The 18,806-nt window shown below is 71.1% G+C and carries 16 protein-coding genes and 2 tRNA genes; 12 read left to right on the plus strand and 6 right to left on the minus strand.

Annotated features, from left to right (window positions below; translation table 11 throughout):
• Window positions 1-31 precede the first annotated feature (31 nt).
• A complete protein-coding gene (locus NBM05_RS07030; RefSeq protein WP_254166118.1) occupies window positions 32-664 on the plus strand; it encodes a DinB family protein in 633 nt (210 codons plus the stop codon).
• Between the two features lie 308 nt (window positions 665-972).
• Window positions 973-2,481: an SLC13 family permease gene (locus NBM05_RS07035; RefSeq protein WP_254166119.1), complete on the plus strand. Its 1,509-nt coding sequence runs from the start codon at window positions 973-975 to the stop codon at window positions 2,479-2,481.
• Between the two features lie 80 nt (window positions 2,482-2,561).
• On the opposite strand, the gene NBM05_RS07040 is transcribed toward NBM05_RS07035, so the two are convergent.
• Window positions 2,562-3,182, minus strand: coding sequence for a TMEM175 family protein (locus NBM05_RS07040; protein ID WP_254166120.1), 621 nt, complete (start codon window positions 3,180-3,182; stop codon window positions 2,562-2,564).
• 137 nt (window positions 3,183-3,319) lie between these two features.
• Here NBM05_RS07040 and ettA point away from each other — a divergent pair, with 137 nt between their 5' ends.
• On the plus strand, window positions 3,320-5,002 hold the full coding sequence (gene ettA / locus NBM05_RS07045) for an energy-dependent translational throttle protein EttA (protein WP_254166121.1): 1,683 nt from the start codon (window positions 3,320-3,322) through the stop codon (window positions 5,000-5,002).
• A gap of 258 nt (window positions 5,003-5,260) precedes the next feature.
• Here ettA and NBM05_RS07050 read toward each other — a convergent pair whose 3' ends face one another.
• Window positions 5,261-6,133 (minus strand): acyl-CoA thioesterase, encoded by an 873-nt coding sequence (locus NBM05_RS07050; protein ID WP_254166153.1) that lies wholly within the window; start codon window positions 6,131-6,133, stop codon window positions 5,261-5,263.
• 195 nt (window positions 6,134-6,328) lie between these two features.
• Here NBM05_RS07050 and NBM05_RS07055 point away from each other — a divergent pair, with 195 nt between their 5' ends.
• The gene (locus tag NBM05_RS07055) at window positions 6,329-6,979 is read left to right on the plus strand and encodes a DUF8185 domain-containing protein (protein ID WP_254166123.1); all 651 of its coding nucleotides are present in this window, start codon (window positions 6,329-6,331) and stop codon (window positions 6,977-6,979) included.
• Between the two features lie 16 nt (window positions 6,980-6,995).
• Here NBM05_RS07055 and NBM05_RS07060 read toward each other — a convergent pair whose 3' ends face one another.
• Complete coding sequence (locus NBM05_RS07060) at window positions 6,996-7,385, minus strand: globin (protein WP_254166125.1); 390 nt, start codon at window positions 7,383-7,385, stop codon at window positions 6,996-6,998.
• Window positions 7,382-9,934 carry an aminopeptidase N gene (gene pepN, locus NBM05_RS07065; RefSeq protein WP_254166126.1) on the minus strand — a complete coding sequence of 851 codons (2,553 nt, stop codon included), beginning with the start codon at window positions 9,932-9,934 and terminating at the stop codon, window positions 7,382-7,384. Before pepN ends, NBM05_RS07060 begins: the two co-directional genes overlap by 4 nt.
• 151 nt (window positions 9,935-10,085) lie before the next feature.
• On the opposite strand from pepN, the gene NBM05_RS07070 reads away from it, so the two are divergent.
• Complete coding sequence (locus tag NBM05_RS07070; RefSeq protein ID WP_254166127.1) at window positions 10,086-10,583, plus strand: ribose-5-phosphate isomerase; 498 nt, start codon at window positions 10,086-10,088, stop codon at window positions 10,581-10,583.
• 27 nt (window positions 10,584-10,610) lie between these two features.
• On the plus strand, window positions 10,611-11,528 hold the full coding sequence (locus NBM05_RS07075) for an Fpg/Nei family DNA glycosylase (RefSeq protein WP_254166128.1): 918 nt from the start codon (window positions 10,611-10,613) through the stop codon (window positions 11,526-11,528).
• A gap of 146 nt (window positions 11,529-11,674) precedes the next feature.
• Here the strand turns inward: NBM05_RS07075 and NBM05_RS07080 are convergent.
• Window positions 11,675-11,745 (minus strand) — tRNA-Gly (locus tag NBM05_RS07080).
• 139 nt (window positions 11,746-11,884) lie between these two features.
• On the opposite strand from NBM05_RS07080, the gene NBM05_RS07085 reads away from it, so the two are divergent.
• From NBM05_RS07085 to NBM05_RS07110, 6 genes are all read left to right on the plus strand, one after another.
• A tRNA-Pro gene (locus NBM05_RS07085) sits at window positions 11,885-11,957 on the plus strand.
• A gap of 139 nt (window positions 11,958-12,096) precedes the next feature.
• A complete protein-coding gene (tig, locus tag NBM05_RS07090) occupies window positions 12,097-13,419 on the plus strand; it encodes a trigger factor (RefSeq protein ID WP_254166129.1) in 1,323 nt (440 codons plus the stop codon).
• Between the two features lie 331 nt (window positions 13,420-13,750).
• Window positions 13,751-14,350, plus strand: a complete 600-nt coding sequence (locus NBM05_RS07095; RefSeq protein WP_254166154.1) for an ATP-dependent Clp protease proteolytic subunit — start codon at window positions 13,751-13,753, stop codon at window positions 14,348-14,350.
• Window positions 14,351-14,395: 45 nt separating this feature from the next.
• A complete protein-coding gene (locus NBM05_RS07100; RefSeq protein ID WP_254166130.1) occupies window positions 14,396-15,079 on the plus strand; it encodes an ATP-dependent Clp protease proteolytic subunit in 684 nt (227 codons plus the stop codon).
• Between the two features lie 220 nt (window positions 15,080-15,299).
• The gene (gene clpX, locus NBM05_RS07105; RefSeq protein WP_254166131.1) at window positions 15,300-16,595 is read left to right on the plus strand and encodes an ATP-dependent Clp protease ATP-binding subunit ClpX; all 1,296 of its coding nucleotides are present in this window, start codon (window positions 15,300-15,302) and stop codon (window positions 16,593-16,595) included.
• A gap of 22 nt (window positions 16,596-16,617) precedes the next feature.
• Window positions 16,618-17,238 carry a mycothiol-dependent nitroreductase Rv2466c family protein gene (locus tag NBM05_RS07110; protein ID WP_254166132.1) on the plus strand — a complete coding sequence of 207 codons (621 nt, stop codon included), beginning with the start codon at window positions 16,618-16,620 and terminating at the stop codon, window positions 17,236-17,238.
• Here NBM05_RS07110 and NBM05_RS07115 read toward each other — a convergent pair.
• A complete protein-coding gene (locus NBM05_RS07115; RefSeq protein ID WP_254166134.1) occupies window positions 17,235-18,740 on the minus strand; it encodes an LssY C-terminal domain-containing protein in 1,506 nt (501 codons plus the stop codon). The genes NBM05_RS07110 and NBM05_RS07115 overlap by 4 nt on opposite strands.
• Window positions 18,741-18,806: the final 66 nt, after the last annotated feature.

An 18,806-nucleotide genomic window follows, 5' to 3' on the forward strand; every position in this document is an offset into this window, starting at 1 on the left:
GGTAGCGCGCCCCGCGTGGCATGATCGGCCCATGAACGCCATCACGGCCCGCCCCACCGCCCAGGACGTCCAGTCGGCCCTCGACGCCGTGCGCGAGCGGTTCGCGCTCGTCCCCGACGCCGCCTGGGAGCTGCCCGCCGAGGGCCTCGACTGGACCTGCCGGGAGACCGTCATGCACATCCTCGACGACCTGGGCTCCTACGCCCTGCAGCTCTCGGGGCGCCACGGGCACGAGGGATACGCTCCCCTGCGGGAGTTCGGCGTCCGGCCCGGCCGCCCCGTGGGCCTCTTCTGGCCCGAGGAGGAGGGCGGCACGCGCGCCGTCCTCGACTGCCTCGACGCCGTCGGGGGACTGCTGGTCGCGGTCGTGGCCAGCGCGCCGCCGGATCGCATCGGCTGGCACCCGCACGGGCGGCCGGACCGCTCGGGGCTGGCGGCCATGGGCATCGTCGAGCTCGCGCTGCACGCCTCGGACATCCTGCGCGCCCAGGGGATCGCGTACCGGGCCGAGGACGACGTCGTCACCGCCTGCCTCGACCGGATCTTCCCCGCCGCGCCGCGCACGGGGGACCCCTGGCGGGACCTGCTCGCCGCGACCGGCCGCACCCCGGAGACCAAGGGGCGCCCGTGGCGCTGGGACTGCTCGATCCGGGGCGGGGGCTGAGGCCGTCCGGCGCTCGCCGTCGCCCCCCGCTTTGGTATCCTTCACCAGATCACCCGCACCCCTCGACGCCCGCGGATCGCGGAGGGCGGCACCGGCCGGCATCGACCGACCGGTCATGGCCGACCAGCCCCCTTGGCCGATCGGCCACGTCCGGCCGACAGTCGTCGACCGGCCGACAGCCGTCCACCGGCCAATTCCGGCCGGCGGCTTCCGACCGGTCGTCGCCAATCTGCCGTGGCCCTCCTGCCGCCCTCGGGACCCCGTCGGAGGCGTGCGCGTCCCCCGACCCCCGAGACAAGGAGCGGCGCATGCCCCCGGGCGCCACCACCACGACCACGACGACGTCCGCGGCATCACCCGGTGACCTCGCCCCCGCGTTCACACCCCGAACTCGCACCATCCGCTACGCGGGGCTGGTGCTCGGCGCCCTCGCGGCGTTCGCCGCCTTCGCCGCGATGCCGGCCGAGGTGCCGCACGAGGCGCGGGTCGTGGCCGGCGTCGTCGTCCTCATGGGGACCTGGTGGATCACCGAGGCGGCGCCCCTGCCCGTGACCGCCCTGATGCCGCTCGTGCTCCTGCCGGCCTTCGGCGTGACCACCATGGAGGAGCTGGCGCCCTCCTACGCCAGCCAGATCATCTTCCTGTTCCTGGGCGGCTTCCTCCTGGCGCTGGGCATCCAGCGGTGGGGCCTGCACCGGCGGATCGCGCTGCTGGTGGTGCTCGCCGTTGGGACCAAGCCGACGCGCATGGTGCTGGGCATGATGATCGCGACCGCGGTCCTCGGCATGTGGGTCTCCAACACCGCGACCGCGCTGATGATGATCCCGCTGGGACTGTCACTGGTGGGGCTGATCGAGGACCAGGACGGGGTCGCGCGGAAGTCCCGGTTCGGCGTCGGGCTGATGCTCGGGATCGCGTACTCGGCGACCATCTCGGCCTTCGGCACCATCATCGCCACGCCGGGCAACGTCTTCGTCGTCGGCTTCATCCGCGAGAACCTCGGCCACACCGTGACCTTCCTGCAGTGGATGGTCTTCGGCATCCCGCTGGTGGTCGTGTTCCTCGCCGCGGGATGGCTCGTGATCGCCCAGGTGCTCTGGCGCCCGGAGATCGACGAACTGCCCGGCGGCCGGCAGCTGTTCCTGCACGAGCTGTCCAAGCTCGGGCGCATGTCGGCCGGCGAGAAGCTGATCGCGCTCATCTGTTGCGGCGCCGCCCTGTCCTGGATCCTGGTGCCCCTGGTCTTCGAGGACCCCTGGGCCACCGACGCCGTCATCGCGATGATCGCGGGGCTGACCACGTTCCTCGTCCCGGCGCGCCCGGCGGCCGGCGTCATGGTCATGGACTGGGACGCCGCCCGCGAGATCCCGTGGGGCACGCTCATCCTCTTCGGCGGCGGGCTCGCGCTCTCGGGCCAGGTCACGGCCACGGGCCTCTCGGACTGGGTCGGGGACTCCTTCGCCGGGCTCGAGGGGCTGCCGTTCTGGCTCGTGCTCGCGGTCATCCTGGTCGCGGTGCTGGCGGTCACCGAGATCACCAGCTCGATGGCGACCATCGCGACCTTCGTGCCGATCGTCGCCGGCGTCGCGCTGGGTCTCGGCTTCGACCCGGTGCTCCTGGCCATCCTGGTGACCCAGGCGTGCCAGTGCGCCTTCATGCTGCCGGTCGCGACCGCGCCCAACGCGATCGCCTTCGGCTCGGGGGCCGTGAGCATCCGGCAGATGGTCCGGACCGGGCTGTGGATGAACGTCATCGGGTTCGGGCTGATCTTCGTCCTGGCGTTCACGCTGGTGCCCTGGGCGCTCTCCGCGGGGTAGGGGAGGGCGACGCCGCCCGGCCGGTCCGGCGTCGGGTCCCGGCCCTCGACTCCAGCCGGTCCGGCGTCGGACCCCGGCCCTCAGCCCCGGCCGGTCCGACGCACCGCGGCCAGCAGCGGCTCCTCCAGGAACAGCAGCAGCAGCCAGTAGGCGCCAATGCGCGGGAAGGCCACCGCCAGCACCAGCGCCGCGGCCAGCAGCCCCGCGCCGGCCCACAGCTCGGGCGCCGGAATGTGCGCCCCGTCCCGGATGTACCCGCCGCGCTCCAGCAGCAGCCGCTCGACCCGCAGCGTCACGGAGCCGACCAGCATGGTCCCGATGTAGACCCCCAGCGCGAGCGGGTCGCCCCCGTCCCCGGTGAAGTCGAGGACCGTGGCCACCGGGAGGAAGACGATGGAGGCGAGCCAGAGGGCCTCGAGGTGCAGGATCGCCGAGGAGTACCCCGTGGCGTCGGTGAACAGCCAGTGGTGGGCGCGCCAGAAGACCGCGATGACCACGAAGCTCAGCCCCGCCGAGGCGAGGCTCAGCCCGTTGGAGGAGAAGTAGTCGGCCGCGCTGGGGGCGTCGGTCGCGGCGTCGACGATGGGCAGCACGACCAGGGTGATCGCGATCGCCACCACCGCGTCCCCGAAGGCGACGACGCGGTCGACGTGGCGCTCCTCGCCCCGGCGGGTCCCCGGTCGGGGTGATCTGGCTCTCATGGGACCAGCGTAGCGTCGTGCTCCCCGCCCGCACGGCACGCCCTGCCGCGTCGTTCCCGCGGCGCCAGGGCCCGCCGCGCCGTGACCCCGCTCATCGCCGCCTGACCCACGGCGTCGCGCATAGTAGCCTGGAACGTATGGCTGAATTTATCTACACGATGTCTAAGGCTCGCAAGAAGGTGGGCGACAAGCTCATCCTCGACGACGTGACGATGTCGTTCTACCCCGGCGCCAAGATCGGCGTCGTCGGCCCCAACGGCGCCGGCAAGTCCACGATCCTGAAGATCATGGCCGGACTCGACACGCCCTCCAACGGCGAGGCGCGCCTGAGCCCCGGCTACTCGGTCGGCATCCTGCTCCAGGAGCCGCCGCTGAACGAGGACAAGACCGTCCTCGGCAACGTGGAGGAGGGCGTGGGCGAGATCAAGTCCAAGCTCGACCGCTACAACGAGATCTCGGCCGAGATGGCCGATCCCGACGCGGACTTCGACGCGCTGATGGAGGAGATGGGCACGCTCCAGACCGACATCGACGCCGCCAACGCCTGGGACCTGGACAGCCAGCTCGCCCAGGCGATGGACGCCCTGCGCTGCCCCCCGGGCGATGCCGACGTCAAGGTCCTCTCCGGCGGTGAGCGCCGCCGCGTCGCGCTGTGCAAGCTCCTGCTGCAGAAGCCCGATCTCCTGCTCCTCGACGAGCCCACCAACCACCTCGACGCCGAGTCCGTCCTCTGGCTCGAGCAGCACCTCGCCAGCTACCCCGGCGCCGTGCTCGCCGTGACCCACGACCGGTACTTCCTGGACCACGTCGCCCAGTGGATCTGCGAGGTCGAGCGCGGCCGGCTGCACGGCTACGAGGGCAACTACTCGACCTACCTGGAGACCAAGCAGAAGCGCATGGAGGTCCAGGGCAAGAAGGACGCCAAGCTCTCCAAGCGCCTCAAGGACGAGCTGGACTGGGTCCGCTCCAACTCCAAGGGCCGCCAGACCAAGTCCAAGGCCCGCCTGAACCGGTACGAGGAGATGGCGGCCGAGGCGGAGAAGACCCGCAAGCTCGACTTCGAGGAGATCCAGATCCCGCCGGGCCCGCGCCTGGGCCAGCAGGTCATCGAGGCCGACAACCTGGAGAAGGGCTTCGACGGCCGGATCCTCATCAACGGCCTGTCCTTCTCGCTGCCGCGCAACGGCATCGTCGGCGTGATCGGCCCCAACGGCGTCGGCAAGTCGACCCTGTTCAAGACCATCGTGGGTTTCGAGTCCCTCGACGGCGGCGAGCTGCGGATCGGCGACTCGGTGAAGATCTCCTACGTGGATCAGAACCGTTCCAACATCGACCCCGAGAAGTCGCTGTGGGAGGTCGTCTCCGACGGGCTGGACTTCATCCAGGTCGGCCAGGTCGAGATGCCCTCGCGCGCCTACGTCTCGGCGTTCGGCTTCAAGGGCCCGGACCAGCAGAAGAAGGCCGGGGTGCTCTCCGGCGGCGAGCGCAACCGCCTGAACCTCGCGCTGACCCTCAAGCAGGGCGGCAACCTGCTGCTGCTCGACGAGCCGACCAACGACCTCGACGTCGAGACCCTGAGCTCGCTCGAGAACGCGCTACTGGAGTTCCCCGGCTGCGCCGTGGTGGTCTCCCACGACCGGTGGTTCCTCGACCGGGTCGCGACCCACATCCTCGCCTGGGAGGGCACGGAGGAGAACCCGGACAACTGGTACTGGTTCGAGGGCAACTTCGAGTCGTACGAGGAGAACAAGGTCGAGCGCCTCGGCCCCGAGGCCGCGCGCCCGCACCGGTTCACCCACCGCCGCCTGACCCGCGACTAGTCGGTCCGGTGCCCCGCCGCGGGGCGCCCGGCCGACGGCCGAAGGCCCCCTGCTCTCTGTGGAGCAGGGGGCCTTCGCGCATTTTTTTGGGGGGGGGAAGGGGGAGGGAGGGGCGGATGGGCCGTCCCGCCTACGGAACCCCGGCATGGGCCCGAGCCCGGCGCCTCGGCCCAGCCCACCGGCCCAGCACCCCAGTCCGACACCCCGGTCCAGCACCCCGACCCAGCGTCCCGGCTCACCCCAGAGCGCGCACCCGGATCAGCCCTTCGCGCCCCCGGAGCCCGACGCCGACCGCTCCGGCAGCCGCACCAGCCCCTCCTGCGCGGTGCTCGCGATCAGCCGGCCCGCGGCGTCGAAGATCCGCCCGCACGCCAGCCCGCGGGTGTTCGAGGCGTTGGGCGAGGTCTGGACGTACAGCAGCCACTCGTCGGCGCGCGCCTCCCGGTGCCACCAGATCGCGTGGTCCAGGGAGGCCATGTTCATCCCGATGTCCGCCCACGAGCGGCCGTGGCGCCGCAGGATCGGGTCCATCGGCGTGTAGTCGGAGGCGTAGGCGATGGCGGCGCGGTGGATGCGCGGGTCGTCGGGCAGCGCCGAGTGGGTCTTGAACCAGACCGCGTTCTCGGCCGAGCGGTCCTCGGACGCCCGGAGGTAGATCGGCTCGGTCACGTAGCGCAGGTCGAAGGGGCGCCCGCGCACCACGCGCTGCGCGAGCGGCGAGTCGATGTGCCCCCACAGGTCCGCCGGGCTGGGCAGGCTCTCGGGGTCGGGGATGCCCTCCGGCATCGGCTCCTGGTGCTCGAGCCCCTCGTCCTCGGACTGGAACGAGGCGATGCACGAGAGGATCACCCGGCCCTCCTGGTAGGCGTGCACCCGGCGGGCCGAGAACGAGCCGCCGTCGCGCATGCGCTCGACGCCGAAGGTGATCGGGCGGGTCACGTCGCCCGGGCGCAGGAAGTAGCCGTGCAGCGAGTGGACGGCCCGGTCCTCGGCGACCGTGCGGGCCGCCGCGATGACCGACTGCCCCAGCACCTGCCCGCCGAAGACGCGGCGGGTCTCCGGGCCCACGGTGCGGCCCACGAAGATGTCCTCGGTGGTGCGCAGCGGCTCGGTGGGCTCCAGGTCCAGCATGCTCAGGAGGGCGCCGGTGGGGTCGAAGTCGCCGTCCGGCGTGCGGTGGTCGTCGAAAGTGCTCACGGTCACCACTGTAGCGAAGGCCGCACTCGGCCCACGTGTTCACGCCCCGCAATACGGGTGCGGCGGCCGCCGGCGTCGGGAGCATAATGGGGGAGTCTCCCGCCCCCGACCGCAGAAACGGTGCCCCACGTGTCCGACCCCTCCATCATGCTCGCCGACCCCGCCCAGTCGAAGGACCTGGCGACCCTGCTCTCCCGGGTCCGGTCCATCGACGACGCCGCCGCCGTCCGGCTCCAGGCGCGGGGCTCCGTCCTCGCCGCGTGGGTCCCGGTCATGAGCGGGGAGACCCTGCTCGAGCAGGTGCCCACGGTGCTGGGCATGCGGGCGCTACACCTCGCCGCCCCGGCCGACCTCGACCTCACCGTGCAGGCCTCGGCGATCCTGGACCGCCTCGCGCGGCAGGAGAAGGCCGGCGGGGTCTTGACGCTGCCGCCCGTCGAGGTCAGGGCGGCGTGGGCCGGCGTCGTCCCGCCCGCCGCGGGCTGGGAGCGCGCCGGCACGGTGAGCGCCGAGGAGATCGACACCGCCTCCCGCGAGGGGATGCGCGCGGTCGAGGCGGCGCTGCCCGCCAACCCCGGGGCCGCGGTGCTGAGCACGGTGCGCTCGCGCATCTGGGGCACGCAGGACGAGCGCGGCATCGTCACCGGCGCGGCCTTCGGCGCCACCGTGCTGGGGTTCAACGACGCCGCGGAGGCCTTCGAGCTGTTCACCAACGGGCCCTGGAGCCGGCTGAGCAACCGCGCCGGGCACATCCTGGCCCGGCGACCCGCCGCGCTCTGAGCCGCGGCGGGCGTCCCTAACCGGGCGTGTTGGTCATAGCGTGCGCCGCGCGCTCGAAGTAGTCCCACACCAGCCCGTCCAGCATCGGCGGCAGCTCCAGGACGTCGAGCGACTCGCGCATGCAGCGCAGCCACGTCCGGCGGGCCGCGGCGTCGATCCTGAACGGGGCGTGGCGCATCCGAAGCCGCGGGTGCCCGCGCAGCTCGCCGTAGGTGCCCGGCCCGCCGAAGTACTGCTCGAGGAACATCTCCAGGCGCACCCGCGCCGGCTCCAGGTCCGCCTCCGGGTACATCGCGGCGAAGCCCGGGTCGGCGGCCACGCGGGAGTAGAACTCCGTGGTGAGGCGCTGGAAGGCCGCGTGGCCGCCGATCTGCTCGTAGAGGCTCGGGGAGGGTTCCAGGCTCACGCCTCGTCGATCTCGTCGGCGGCCTGGACGCGCAGGGCCCGCTCGATGCCGTCGCGGCCCTCCATCACCTGCCGGCGCAGCGAGGCCTTGCCCTCGTCCAGCCCGGAGAGGAAGCGCTCCGAGGCCTCGAGCACGTCGCGGTCCACGACCTGCGGGAAGAGCCCGCCGATGATCTGCTGCGAGATCTCGTGCGACAGCCCGTCCCACACGCCCTCGATGGCCTCGAAGTAGCGGCCGATGAAGGGCCGCAGCAGCGAGGCGCGGCTGGTGTTGTTGAACCCCGCGATGGCTGAGCGCTGAATGACGTTGGGCAGCTCGTGGCGCTCCACGACCTGCCGCCACACCTCCTCCTTGGCCTCCGGGGTGGGGATCGAGGCGCGGGCCTGGGCGGCGCGCTGGGCGCCGGTCGAGGTATTGTCCCGGGCGGCCGCGGCGTCGACGTCCTCCGCGCCCCGGCGGCCGCCCGCCACCAGCGCGGTGAGCAGCTTCCACTCCAGGTCCTGGTCGATCTCCAGGCCCTCGAGCGCGGTCTCGCCGCCCATCAGCGACTCGACGGCGTCGAGGTGCGCCTCGGTGGAGGCGTGCTGGGCGAAGGCCTGGACGAACTGCAGCTGACGGTCGGACCCGGCGTCGGCCTCCCGGGCGATCTCCCAGAGCCGCCCGGCCGCCTTCTCCCGGGTGTCCTGCTGGGCGTCCGGGCGCACGTAGAGCCGGAGCGTGGTGGCCAGGTTGCGCAGCTGGGTCAGGATCGTGGTCGAGTCGGTCTCGGCGTCGATGTTGTTGAGCACCAGGTCCACGAAGTGGCGGGCGGGCACCTGGCCGTCGCGCGTGCTGTCCCACGCCGCCCCCCACACGACGGCGCGCGGGAGGGACTCCTGGAAGTCGCGCAGGTGCTCGACGGCGACGTCGAAGGAGCGCTCGTCGAGCCGCACCTTGGCGTAGGCGAGGTCCTCGTCGTTCAGGAGGATCAGGTCGGGGCGGGGACGGCCGGCGACGTCGGGGACCTCGGTCCGCTCGCCGTCGACGTCGAACTCCACGCCGTGCGTGCGCACCAGGGCCCCGTCCCGCAGGTCGTAGAAGCCGGCGGTCATGCGGTGCGGACGCAGCACCGGGTGGTCGTTGGGCGCGGTCTGGATGACCTCGATCCGCTGGATCGCGCCCTCCTCGTCGGTCTCGACGGAGGGCGTCAGCGTGTTGACCCCGGCGGTCTCGAGCCAGGCCTCGGACCAGGAGGACAGCTCCCGGCCGGAGGTCGCCTCGAGCTCGACCATGAGGTCCGCGAGCGTCGCGTTGCCCCACGAGTGCTTGCCGAAGTAGGCGGTGAGCGCCCGCATGAACTGCTCCTGGCCCACCCAGGCCACCAGCTGCCGCAGCACCGAGGCGCCCTTGGCGTAGGTGATGCCGTCGAAGTTGACCTGGACGTCGTGCAGGTCCCGGATCGGGGCCATGATCGGGTGGGTCGAGGGCAGCTGGTCCTGGCGGTAAGCCCAGGTCTTCTCCATCGCGGAGAACGTGGTCCAGGCGTTGTCGAACCGGGTGTTGGCGACGGCGGCCAGGTGGGACATGAACTCCGCGAAGGACTCGTTGAGCCACAGGTCGTTCCACCAGCGCATGGTGACCAGGTCGCCGAACCACATGTGCGCGAGCTCGTGCAGCACGGTGATGGCGCGCCGCTCGATCATCGCCTCGGTGGTCTTGGACCGGAAGATGTAGTCCTCGAGGATCGTCACGCAGCCGGCGTTCTCCATGGCGCCGGCGTTGAACTCCGGCACGAAGAGCTGGTCGTACTTCTCGAAGGGGTAGGGGACGCCGAACTGCTCCTCGTAGAAGGCCATGCCCTGCTTGGTCAGCTCGAAGATCTCGGCGTGGTCCAGGTGGCCCATGAGCGAGCGGCGGGCGTAGACGGCCATCGGCACCACGCGGCCGTCCGAGGAGGTCACCTCGTCGGTCACGGAGTCGTAGGGGCCGGCCACCAGGGCGGTGATGTAGGAGGAGATGCGCGGGGTGGGCTCGAAGGCCCAGACGGTGCCGGCCTCGGCCGCCTCGGTCGAGGCGACCGGCTGGTTGGAGACCACGGTCCAGCCCGCGGGCGCGGTCACGGAGAAGACGAACTCGGCCTTCAGGTCCGGCTGCTCGAAGACGGCGAACACCCGCCGGGAGTCCGGGACCTCGAACTGGGAGTAGAGGTAGACCTCGCCGTCCACCGGGTCGACGAAGCGGTGCAGGCCCTCGCCGGTGTTGGTGTACAGCGCGTCGGCCACGACCGTGAGCTCGTTGCGCTCGGCGAGGTCCGGCAGCTGGATGCGCACGCCGTCGGAGACCTCGGCCGGGTCCAGCTCGCGCCCGTTCAGGGTCACGCGGTGCACCCGGTCGGTGATCGCGTCGATGAAGGTCGAGGAACCGGCGACGGCGTCGAAGGCCACCGTGGTGGTCGAGGGGAAGACGGTCTCGGAGGCGGTCAGGTCCACCTCCACGCGGTACGAGTCCACGCGCGTGACGACGGCGGCCCGCTCCTCGGCCTCCTGGCGCGTCAGATTCAGTCCTGGCATGTCGACACCTTTCGAAGACGGGTTCAGATCACTGGTCCTCAGGTTATTACACGGAGCCGGTACTGTTGGGCCTGGGCGCCCGGTACCGCTGGCAGAGAACAGCGCGGGCCCCCGCTTGCCACCTGACCACTGACGACGAACGGGACGAAACGTGCGCATCCACATCGCGACGGACCACGCGGGGCTAGAGATCAGCAGGTACCTCATCGCATCGCTCACCGACGAGGGATTCGAGATGGTCGACCACGGCCCGCAGGACTACGACCCGCAGGACGACTACCCGAGCTTCTGCATCAACGCCGCGCTCGCGGTGCGCGCGGACCGGGAGGGCGGCCAGGACTCCCTGGGGATCGTGCTCGGCGGCTCCGGCAACGGCGAGCAGATGGCCGCCAACAAGGTCCACGGCATCCGCGCCGCGCTGGCCTGGAACGCCGAGACCGCCGCGCTCGCCCGCGAGCACAACAACGCGCAGGTCGTGGCCGTGGGCGGCCGCCAGCACACCCGCGAGGAGGCCCTGGAGATCATCCGGGTCTTCCTGACCACCGACTTCTCGGGGGAGGAGCGCCACGTCCGCCGCATCGGGCAGATGGAGGAGTTCGAGGCCACCGGCCGCATCCACGGCCACCGCCTGGGCGCCGAGGCCTCGTGATCCGCGGGCCGCGGGGGAGGCGCTGAGATGCCCGAGGGTCACTCGGTCCGCCGGGTCGCGATCAAGTTCGGCGACAACTTCGTGGGGGAGACCCTGGCCGTGAGCAGCCCCCAGGGCCGCTTCGGCCGGGGCGCCGCCCTGGTCGACGGGGAGCGGGCGGTGCGCTCCTACGCCCACGGCAAGCACTTCTTCCTCGAGTTCGAGAACAAGCTGACGATGAACGTGCACCTGGGCATGTACGGCTCCTGGACCTTCGGCGGCGACGAGCAGTTCATCCAGGCCTCCTCCATCGGCGCGCCCCGGCGCATCGGCGAGCAGGAGAGCGGGGACGGGGAGGACGACGCCGCGGGCTACCTCGAGCCGCCGGCCCCGCGGGCGACGACGCGCGTGCGGCTGGTCTCCCGGCACGGGTACGCGGACCTCGTCGGAGCGACGATCTGCCGCGTCCTGGAGCCGGCCGGCGTCGCCGCCCTGCGCTCGCAGCTCGGCCCGGACCCGCTGGACCCCGAGGCCGACCCGGAGCCGTTCTACGACGCCTGCGCGCGGACCTCGCGGCCGATCGGCGCGGTGCTCATGGACCAGAAGGCGATCGCCGGCATCGGGAACATCTTCCGGGCCGAGAGCCTGTTCCGCGCCGCGCAGAACCCCTACGCCCCGGCCCGGCACGTGCCGGCGGAGACGCTGCGGATGCTGTGGCGGGACAACGTCACGCTGATGAACATCGGCGTGGAGCTCGGCCGGATCGTCACCACCGCCCCCGAGCACCGCCCCGGCATCCCGGCGCAGCGGGCCTGGCGCGAGCACGCCAACTACGTCTACCTGCGCCACGGGCGGGACTGCCGGGTCTGCGGGAGGGACACGATCGTCGTCGAGGACCTCGGCGGGCGCAAGCTCTACTGGTGCACGGTGTGCCAGGCGGGGGACGACGCCGCCCGGGCCGCCTAGCGCGGGCGGCCGTCGCTCCACGCGAAGGGCGGGCCACGCGGAGCGGACGGGCGCCCGGCGGTCGAGCCCGCCGCGCCCGCCCCTCCCACGCGAAAGCGCCCGGGCCGGCCCCGCGAGGGGGAGGGCCCGGGCGCTTGCCGGTGCGGAGGGGATGACGGGAATCGAACCCGCGTAATCAGTTTGGAAGACTGAGGCTCTACCATTGAGCTACATCCCCGAGGAGACGCTCATCCCACGGAGGGACTCGCCCATATAACCCCACCCCGGCGCGCGCCGTCAAATCGATCCGACCCGTGTCAGGCGCCGCTCGGAGTTCGCAAAAGGAATGCGAGCCGCTAAACTGGCGTTTGCCTTCACGGGGCGTAGCGCAGTGGCTAGCGCGCCTGCTTTGGGAGCAGGAGATCGCAGGTTCGAGTCCTGTCGCCCCGACGTTCGAACGGCAAATCCCGCCGCACGAGGCGCGAGGTTGCACCGCGACGTCGTGCGCTGCGGCATTTGACCACTGAGAGCTGACCACGTGCCGTGCAACCGCGGGGCACCGAAACCGAGTCGTAGGAGATCCACGGAAGTGAAGACCGCCGTCGAGAAACTGAACCCCACCCTGGCCAAGATCCAGGTCGACGTCCCCTTCGCGGAGTTCAAGCCGCATCTCAACAAGACCTACAAGGACCTGGCGAACCAGATCCAGCTCCCCGGCTTCCGCAAGGGCAAGGTCCCCTCCTCGCTGATCGACCAGCGCGTCGGGTTCGACTTCGTCGTCGAGAACGCCCTGAACGACGGCCTCAACGGCTACTACCAGCAGGCGCTGACCGAGAACGAGCTGACCCCGCTGGCCCAGCCCGAGGTCGAGGTCCTGGCCAAGCCGGACTCCGAGAACCGCGAGGCGGACATCTCGGTCTCCATCCAGGTCACCATCCGCCCCGAGGTCGAGCTGCCCGACTACTCCGGCATCAAGGTCGAGATCGACGCCGCCGAGGTCACCGCCGAGGACGAGCAGAAGGCCCTCGACGACCTCCGCGGCCGCTTCGGCACCCTGAAGTCCGTGGACCGCCCCGCGGCCCAGGACGACTTCGTGACCCTGGACCTGCAGGCCCTGATCGAGGACGAGGAGGTCGACGCCGCGAACGACCTGTCCTACCAGGTCGGCGCCGGCACCATGCTCGAGGGCCTGGACGAGGCCATCACCGGCCTCTCCGCCGAGGAGGACGCGACCTTCGAGAGCACCCTCTCCGGCGGCGAGCACTCCGGCGAGAAGGCCACCGTCAAGGTCAAGGTCACCGCCGTGAAGGAGCGCGAGCTCCCCGAGGCCGACGACGACTTCGCCCAGCTGGCCTCCGAGTTCGACACGATCGAGGAGCTCAAGGAGGACCTGAAGAAGCAGGCCTCGCAGTCCAAGCTCGCCGAGCAGGGCAACGCCGCGCGCGACAAGGTGCTGGACCGCCTCGTCGAGCTGGTCGAGGTCCCCGTGCCCGAGCAGGTCGTCGAGGACCAGGTCAAGCAGCACTTCGAGAACCCCAACGCCGAGGCCGACCACGACTCCGAGGAGCACCGCTCCGAGGTCCGCGAGAACACCGCGCGCGCCTTCAAGAACGAGGTCATCCTCGACGCGATCGCCGAGAAGGAGGAGCTCGGCGTCGAGCAGTCCGAGCTCATCGAGTACATCATCTCGATGTCCTCGCAGTACGGCATGGACCCGAACCAGTTCGCGCAGATGCTCGACTCCTCGGGCCAGGCCGGCATGATGGTCGGCGAGGTCCGTCGCTCCAAGGCCCTGGCCAAGGTGCTCGAGCAGGCCGAGGTCGTCGACTCCAACGGCGCCGCCGTGGACCTGTCCTCCGTCATCAGCCCCGCCGGCGAGGAGCAGGCCGAGGCCGAGACCGAGCAGAAGTAGCCCGGCCGGCGCCCGGCCTCCCGGTCGCCCCACCACGACGCCGCGTCCCGCTCGTCCGTGCCCCGCGCACGGCCGAGCAGGGCGCGGCGTCGTCGTCTCCGGAGGACGTCCGGGTCCGTGCTCGCCCAGAGCGAGCACGGCACGCCATCAGCGAACTCCCCCTCGAGAGGCCGGACGCGCCCGCGGGCGCCTACTAGTCTCGTACACAGAGAACAGCGGTCCGCCGCCCCGCCCCTCCGGACGGCGAGGCGGGCCACCTGATGACAGTGAAAGAGGACATCACATGGCACCCCAGCTTCCCTACGGCGCAGGCAGTGCGAGCACCCCTGCGATGAGCCAGCCGTCCAACGGCCAGGACGACCACGTCTACAACCGCCTCCTCAAGGAGCGGATCATCTGGCTGGGCTCGGACGTCCGCGACGACAACGCCAACCTCATCTGCTCGCAGATGCTGCTGCTCTCCGCCGAGGACCCCAAGGCGGACATCTACCTCTACATCAACTCCCCGGGTGGCTCGATCACCGCGGGCATGGCCATCTACGACACGATGCAGCTGATCCCCAACGACGTCGTCACCATCGCCACCGGCATGGCGGCCTCGATGGGCCAGTTCCTGCTCTCCTCGGGCACCCCGGGCAAGCGCTACGCGACCCCCAACGCCCGGATCCTGATGCACCAGCCCTCGGGCGGCATCGGCGGCACGGCGTCGGACATCCGCACGCAGGCCGAGCTGATCCTGTCGATGAAGCGCCGCCTGTCCGAGCTGACCGCGGAGCAGACCGGCAAGAGCGTCGAGCAGATCCTCAAGGACAACGACCGCGACAACTGGTTCACCGCCGAGGAGGGCCTCGAGTACGGCTTCTTCGACCACGTCGCCCAGAGCGCCGGCTCCGTCTCCGGCGGCGGCGGAACCCTCAAGGACGAGGCCTAGCCCCACCGGCAGGCCACCGCTCGAACCAGACTTCCAGGAGAACCCATGAACCTCGCCATCCCGCAGACCACCTCCGGCCGGGCCGCCGCCCCGGCGATGCCGACCTCGCGCTACATCCTCCCCAACTTCGAGGAGCGCACCCCCTACGGCTACAAGCGCCAGGATCCCTACGCCAAGCTCTTCGAGGACCGCATCATCTTCCTCGGCGTGCAGGTCGACGACGCCTCGGCCGACGACATCATGGCCCAGCTGCTGGTCCTGGAGTCCCAGGACCCGGACCGGGACATCACGCTGTACATCAACTCGCCCGGCGGCTCCTTCACCGCGATGACGGCGATCTACGACACGATGCAGTACATCCGCCCCGAGATCCAGACCGTGTGCCTGGGCCAGGCGGCCTCGGCCGCGGCCGTGCTGCTCGCGGCCGGCACCCCCGGCAAGCGGCTCGCGCTGCCGAACGCCCGCGTGCTGATCCACCAGCCCGCGCTGGCCGGCCAGCAGGGCGGCCAGGCCTCGGACATCGAGATCCACGCCAACGAGGTCATGCGCATGCGGACCTGGCTCGAGGACACCCTCGCCCTGCACTCGGGCAAGACCAGCGAGGAGGTCAACAAGGACATCGAGCGCGACAAGATCCTGACCGCCGGGGAGTCGCTGAGCTACGGCCTCATCGACCAGGTCCTCGAGTCGCGCAAGATCAACAAGCCGGCGATCGTCACCCAGGACTAGTCCCGGGGTGCCGTCGGAGCCGGCCGGTCCGGGGTCCCCGGGCCGGCCGGCGGCGTCGTCCGGGCCCGCCGCACGGCGTCATCCGCGGCCGACGACGTCCGCGCAGGTCACAGATGGGGCCGTCCCGCCGAGTACGGGGTAGCCTGGAGACCGTGAGTCGAGAGGCGGCGCTGCCGCTCCACCACCCTGCCAGGGGCCTCTTCAGAAGCGAGGATCAGTCATGTCCAGAATCGGTGAAAGCGCCGACCTGCTCAAGTGCTCCTTCTGCGGCAAGACGCAGAAGCAGGTGCGCAAGCTCATCGCCGGCCCCGGCGTGTACATCTGCGACGAGTGCATCGAGCTGTGCAACGAGATCATCGAGGAGGAGCTGACCGAGGTCGCCGAGATCGCCTCGATGGAGCTGCCCCGCCCGCGCGAGATCTTCGACTTCCTCCAGGAGTACGTGATCGGCCAGGAGCCCGCCAAGCGGGCGCTCTCCGTGGCCGTGTACAACCACTACAAGCGCATCCAGGCCCGGGACTCGGGCCAGCCGACCAGCGGCCAGGCGCTGCTGGCGACCTCCGGGGAGGAGGTCGACCTCGCCAAGTCGAACATCCTCATGGTCGGCCCCACCGGATCCGGCAAGACCTACCTCGCCCAGACGCTGGCGAAGAAGCTCAACGTCCCCTTCGCGGTGGCCGACGCCACGAGCCTCACCGAGGCGGGCTACGTGGGCGAGGACGTGGAGAACATCCTCCTGAAGCTGATCCAGGCCGCCGACTACGACGTCAAGAAGGCCGAGACCGGCATCATCTACATCGACGAGATCGACAAGATCTCGCGCAAGTCCGAGAACCCCTCGATCACCCGCGACGTTTCCGGCGAGGGCGTCCAGCAGGCCCTGCTGAAGATCCTCGAGGGCACCGTGGCGGCCGTGCCGCCCCAGGGCGGGCGCAAGCACCCCCAGCAGGACTTCCTCCAGATCGACACCAGCAACGTCCTGTTCATCGTGGCCGGCGCCTTCGCCGGGCTCGAGGAGATCGTGGGCGCGCGCGTGGGCAAGAAGGGCATCGGCTTCGGCGCCCCCATCCAGGAGTCGGCCAAGGAGGTCGACATCCTGCAGAAGCTCCTCCCGGAGGACCTGCTGAAGTTCGGCCTGATCCCCGAGTTCATCGGGCGCCTTCCCGTGCTGACCAGCCTCAACGGCCTGGATACCGAGAACCTCGCCCGCGTGCTGACCGAGCCGCGCAACGCGCTGGTGAAGCAGTACAAGCGCATGTTCGCCCTCGACGAGGTGGAGCTGTCCTTCGAGGACGGCGCCGTCGAGGCCATCGCCGAGCTCGCCATCGCACGCGGCACCGGCGCCCGCGGCCTGCGCGCCATCATGGAGGAGCTGCTGCAGCCCATGATGTTCGAGATCCCCTCGCGCGACGACGTCGCCGAGGTCCTGATCACCGCGGCGGCGGTGCGGGGGACCGAGGAGCCCCGGCTCGTCACCCGCGACGAGCTGGACTCGGCCCGCAAGAACGCTTCCTGACCGACGAGCAAAGGAGAACGCGATGACCCAGCACGTTGACTACTGGTTCGACCCGACCTGCCCCTGGGCGTGGATGACCTCCCGCTGGATGACCGAGGTCGAGGGGATCCGCGACGTCGAGGTCACCTGGCACCCGTTCAGTCTCGGCGCCCTCAACGAGGGCCGGGACCTGGACCCCGACTACCGCCGGCACACCGACAACGGCTGGGGCCCGGCCCGGGTCGCCATGGCCGTGCGCGAGATGCACGGGAAGGACAAGGTCAAGCCCTACTACGACGCCGTGGGCACGGCCCTGCACCCCGAGCGCACCGACGAGGAGGACGACGTCGAGCGCTACCGCCAGGCGATCCTCCGCGGGCTGCGCGAGGCCGGCCTGCCCGAGGAGCTGGCGCAGTACGCCGAGACCGACGAGTTCGACGAGCGGCTGCGCGCCTCCAACCGGGAGGCGCTGGACCTGGTGGGCGACGACGTCGGGGTCCCGATCATCTCGATCGACGGCACCGCGTTCTTCGGCCCCGTGATGTCCCCGGCGCCCAAGGGCGAGGAGGCCGGCCGCGTCTGGGACGGCGCGCTGGCCCTGGCCTCGTACCCCGGGTTCTTCGAGCTCAAGCGCTCCCGGACCCAGGGGCCGCAGTTCGACTAGGGCCGCTCGGCCGGGACCTCCCGGTCCGCGGTCTCCGGCTCCGCGACGGCGGGGGTGCCACGGCGCCCCCGCCGTTCGAGTCGGCGCTCCCGCCGCCGGGTCCGCCGGGCCCGGGTGGTCGCCACGGTGTAGTTGACCGCCGAGTCGGAGGTGAAGGCCAGCATCGCCGCGACCTGGCTCCCCATCAGCACGTAGACCGCGTAGACCACCGAGCTGTCCACCGTCCCGGTCAGCACGCTGACCGCGTTGGCGACGAAGGTCAGGCACAGCAGCGCGAGCACGGCCTTGCGGGCGCGCTGGCGCCCGCGCACGGCGTTGACCGCCAGGTACACCTGGAACAGCGCCAGGATCACCAGGATCGCGGTCAGGATCCCCAGCGAGTAGCCCACGACCTCGGCCGTCAGCCCCGGCGTCCCGGCCGTGTCGGCGCCCTCCTCCGCGATGCGCTGCGCGTAGCCCGGCTCGAAGATCCGATAGAGGGTGCGTCCCATCTGCAGCAGCGCCACGAAGGAGACCAACGCGCCCGCGACCCAGAGGTTCAGCGGAGCCTTCTCGATCAGCTCGGCGGGGTGCCGGTGGTGGGAGTAGCGCGAGGACGGGTGATGGTCGGGGACCTCCTGCCGGGTCTCGACGACGTCGTCCAGGCCCAGGATCGGCAGGTCGCCGTCGGTCCGGATCGAGTCGCCCCCGCCGTTGCGGGAGTGGTAGCCGGTCGAGAAGTCCTCGATCATGCGCACGGTGGCCTCGGGGTTCCGGTGGGTCACCGTCTCCACGATGTAGTCCCGCTCGCGGTCGGTGTCCGCGTCGATCTTGTGGGTGACCTGCAGGGTGAACAGCGAGACGCCGACCGAGCGGTCGTAGGTCCCGGCGGCGACCCAGTCCACGGCGATGCCGCCCGGCAGCACCCACCCCTCGGGGGTCTTCCAGAAGCGCACGTGGTGCCGCTTGCCGGGGTTCCCGCCGACCTCCTGCTGGTAGGCGAAGTCCTGCTTGCGGCCGAACAGCAGCAGCGGGCTCACCGGGGCCTCGGGGTAGGAGGCGCGCCGCAGCGTCGAGTCGACGATCCGCCAGGAGCTCGCGAGCGTGACCTCCTCGGCCCGGGTCCAGCCGGCGCGGCGCATCGCGGTGTGGACGTCGCCCGACTCACCGCGCAGCGCGAGGTTGATCGGGTCCCCGAGCAGGCCGTCGCTGGTCTGGGTGCGGCCGATGAAGTAGTCGGGCACGTAGATCGCGGTGAGGATGCGGTGCAGCCGGGGCAGCGTGAGGTAGGCCAGCAGGCCCCAGAAGACCAGGATCAGCAGGGCCGACCACCAGCTGTGGGTCACGGCCTCCAGGAGCGCCACGACCGCGAGCCACACGGAGGCCAGCCCGGCGAAGAAGAAGTAGAACTTGTCCATGAAGCCGCTGAGGAGGCGGCGCGGGGCGTGCGCGCGCAGCACCGGCCGGGTGCCCGAGCTCTCCAGGTCGCCGCGGTAGACGGGGTAGTCGGGGTCGTCCTGCATCGTGCTCCTCCGCTCGGTCCGGGGCGAACGCCCCGGGGACCGCGCCGTTCGACGCGGTCCCCGGGG

The sequence above is a fragment of the Rothia santali genome (assembly GCF_024199905.1).
GTDB lineage: Bacteria > Actinomycetota > Actinomycetes > Actinomycetales > Micrococcaceae > Rothia > Rothia santali.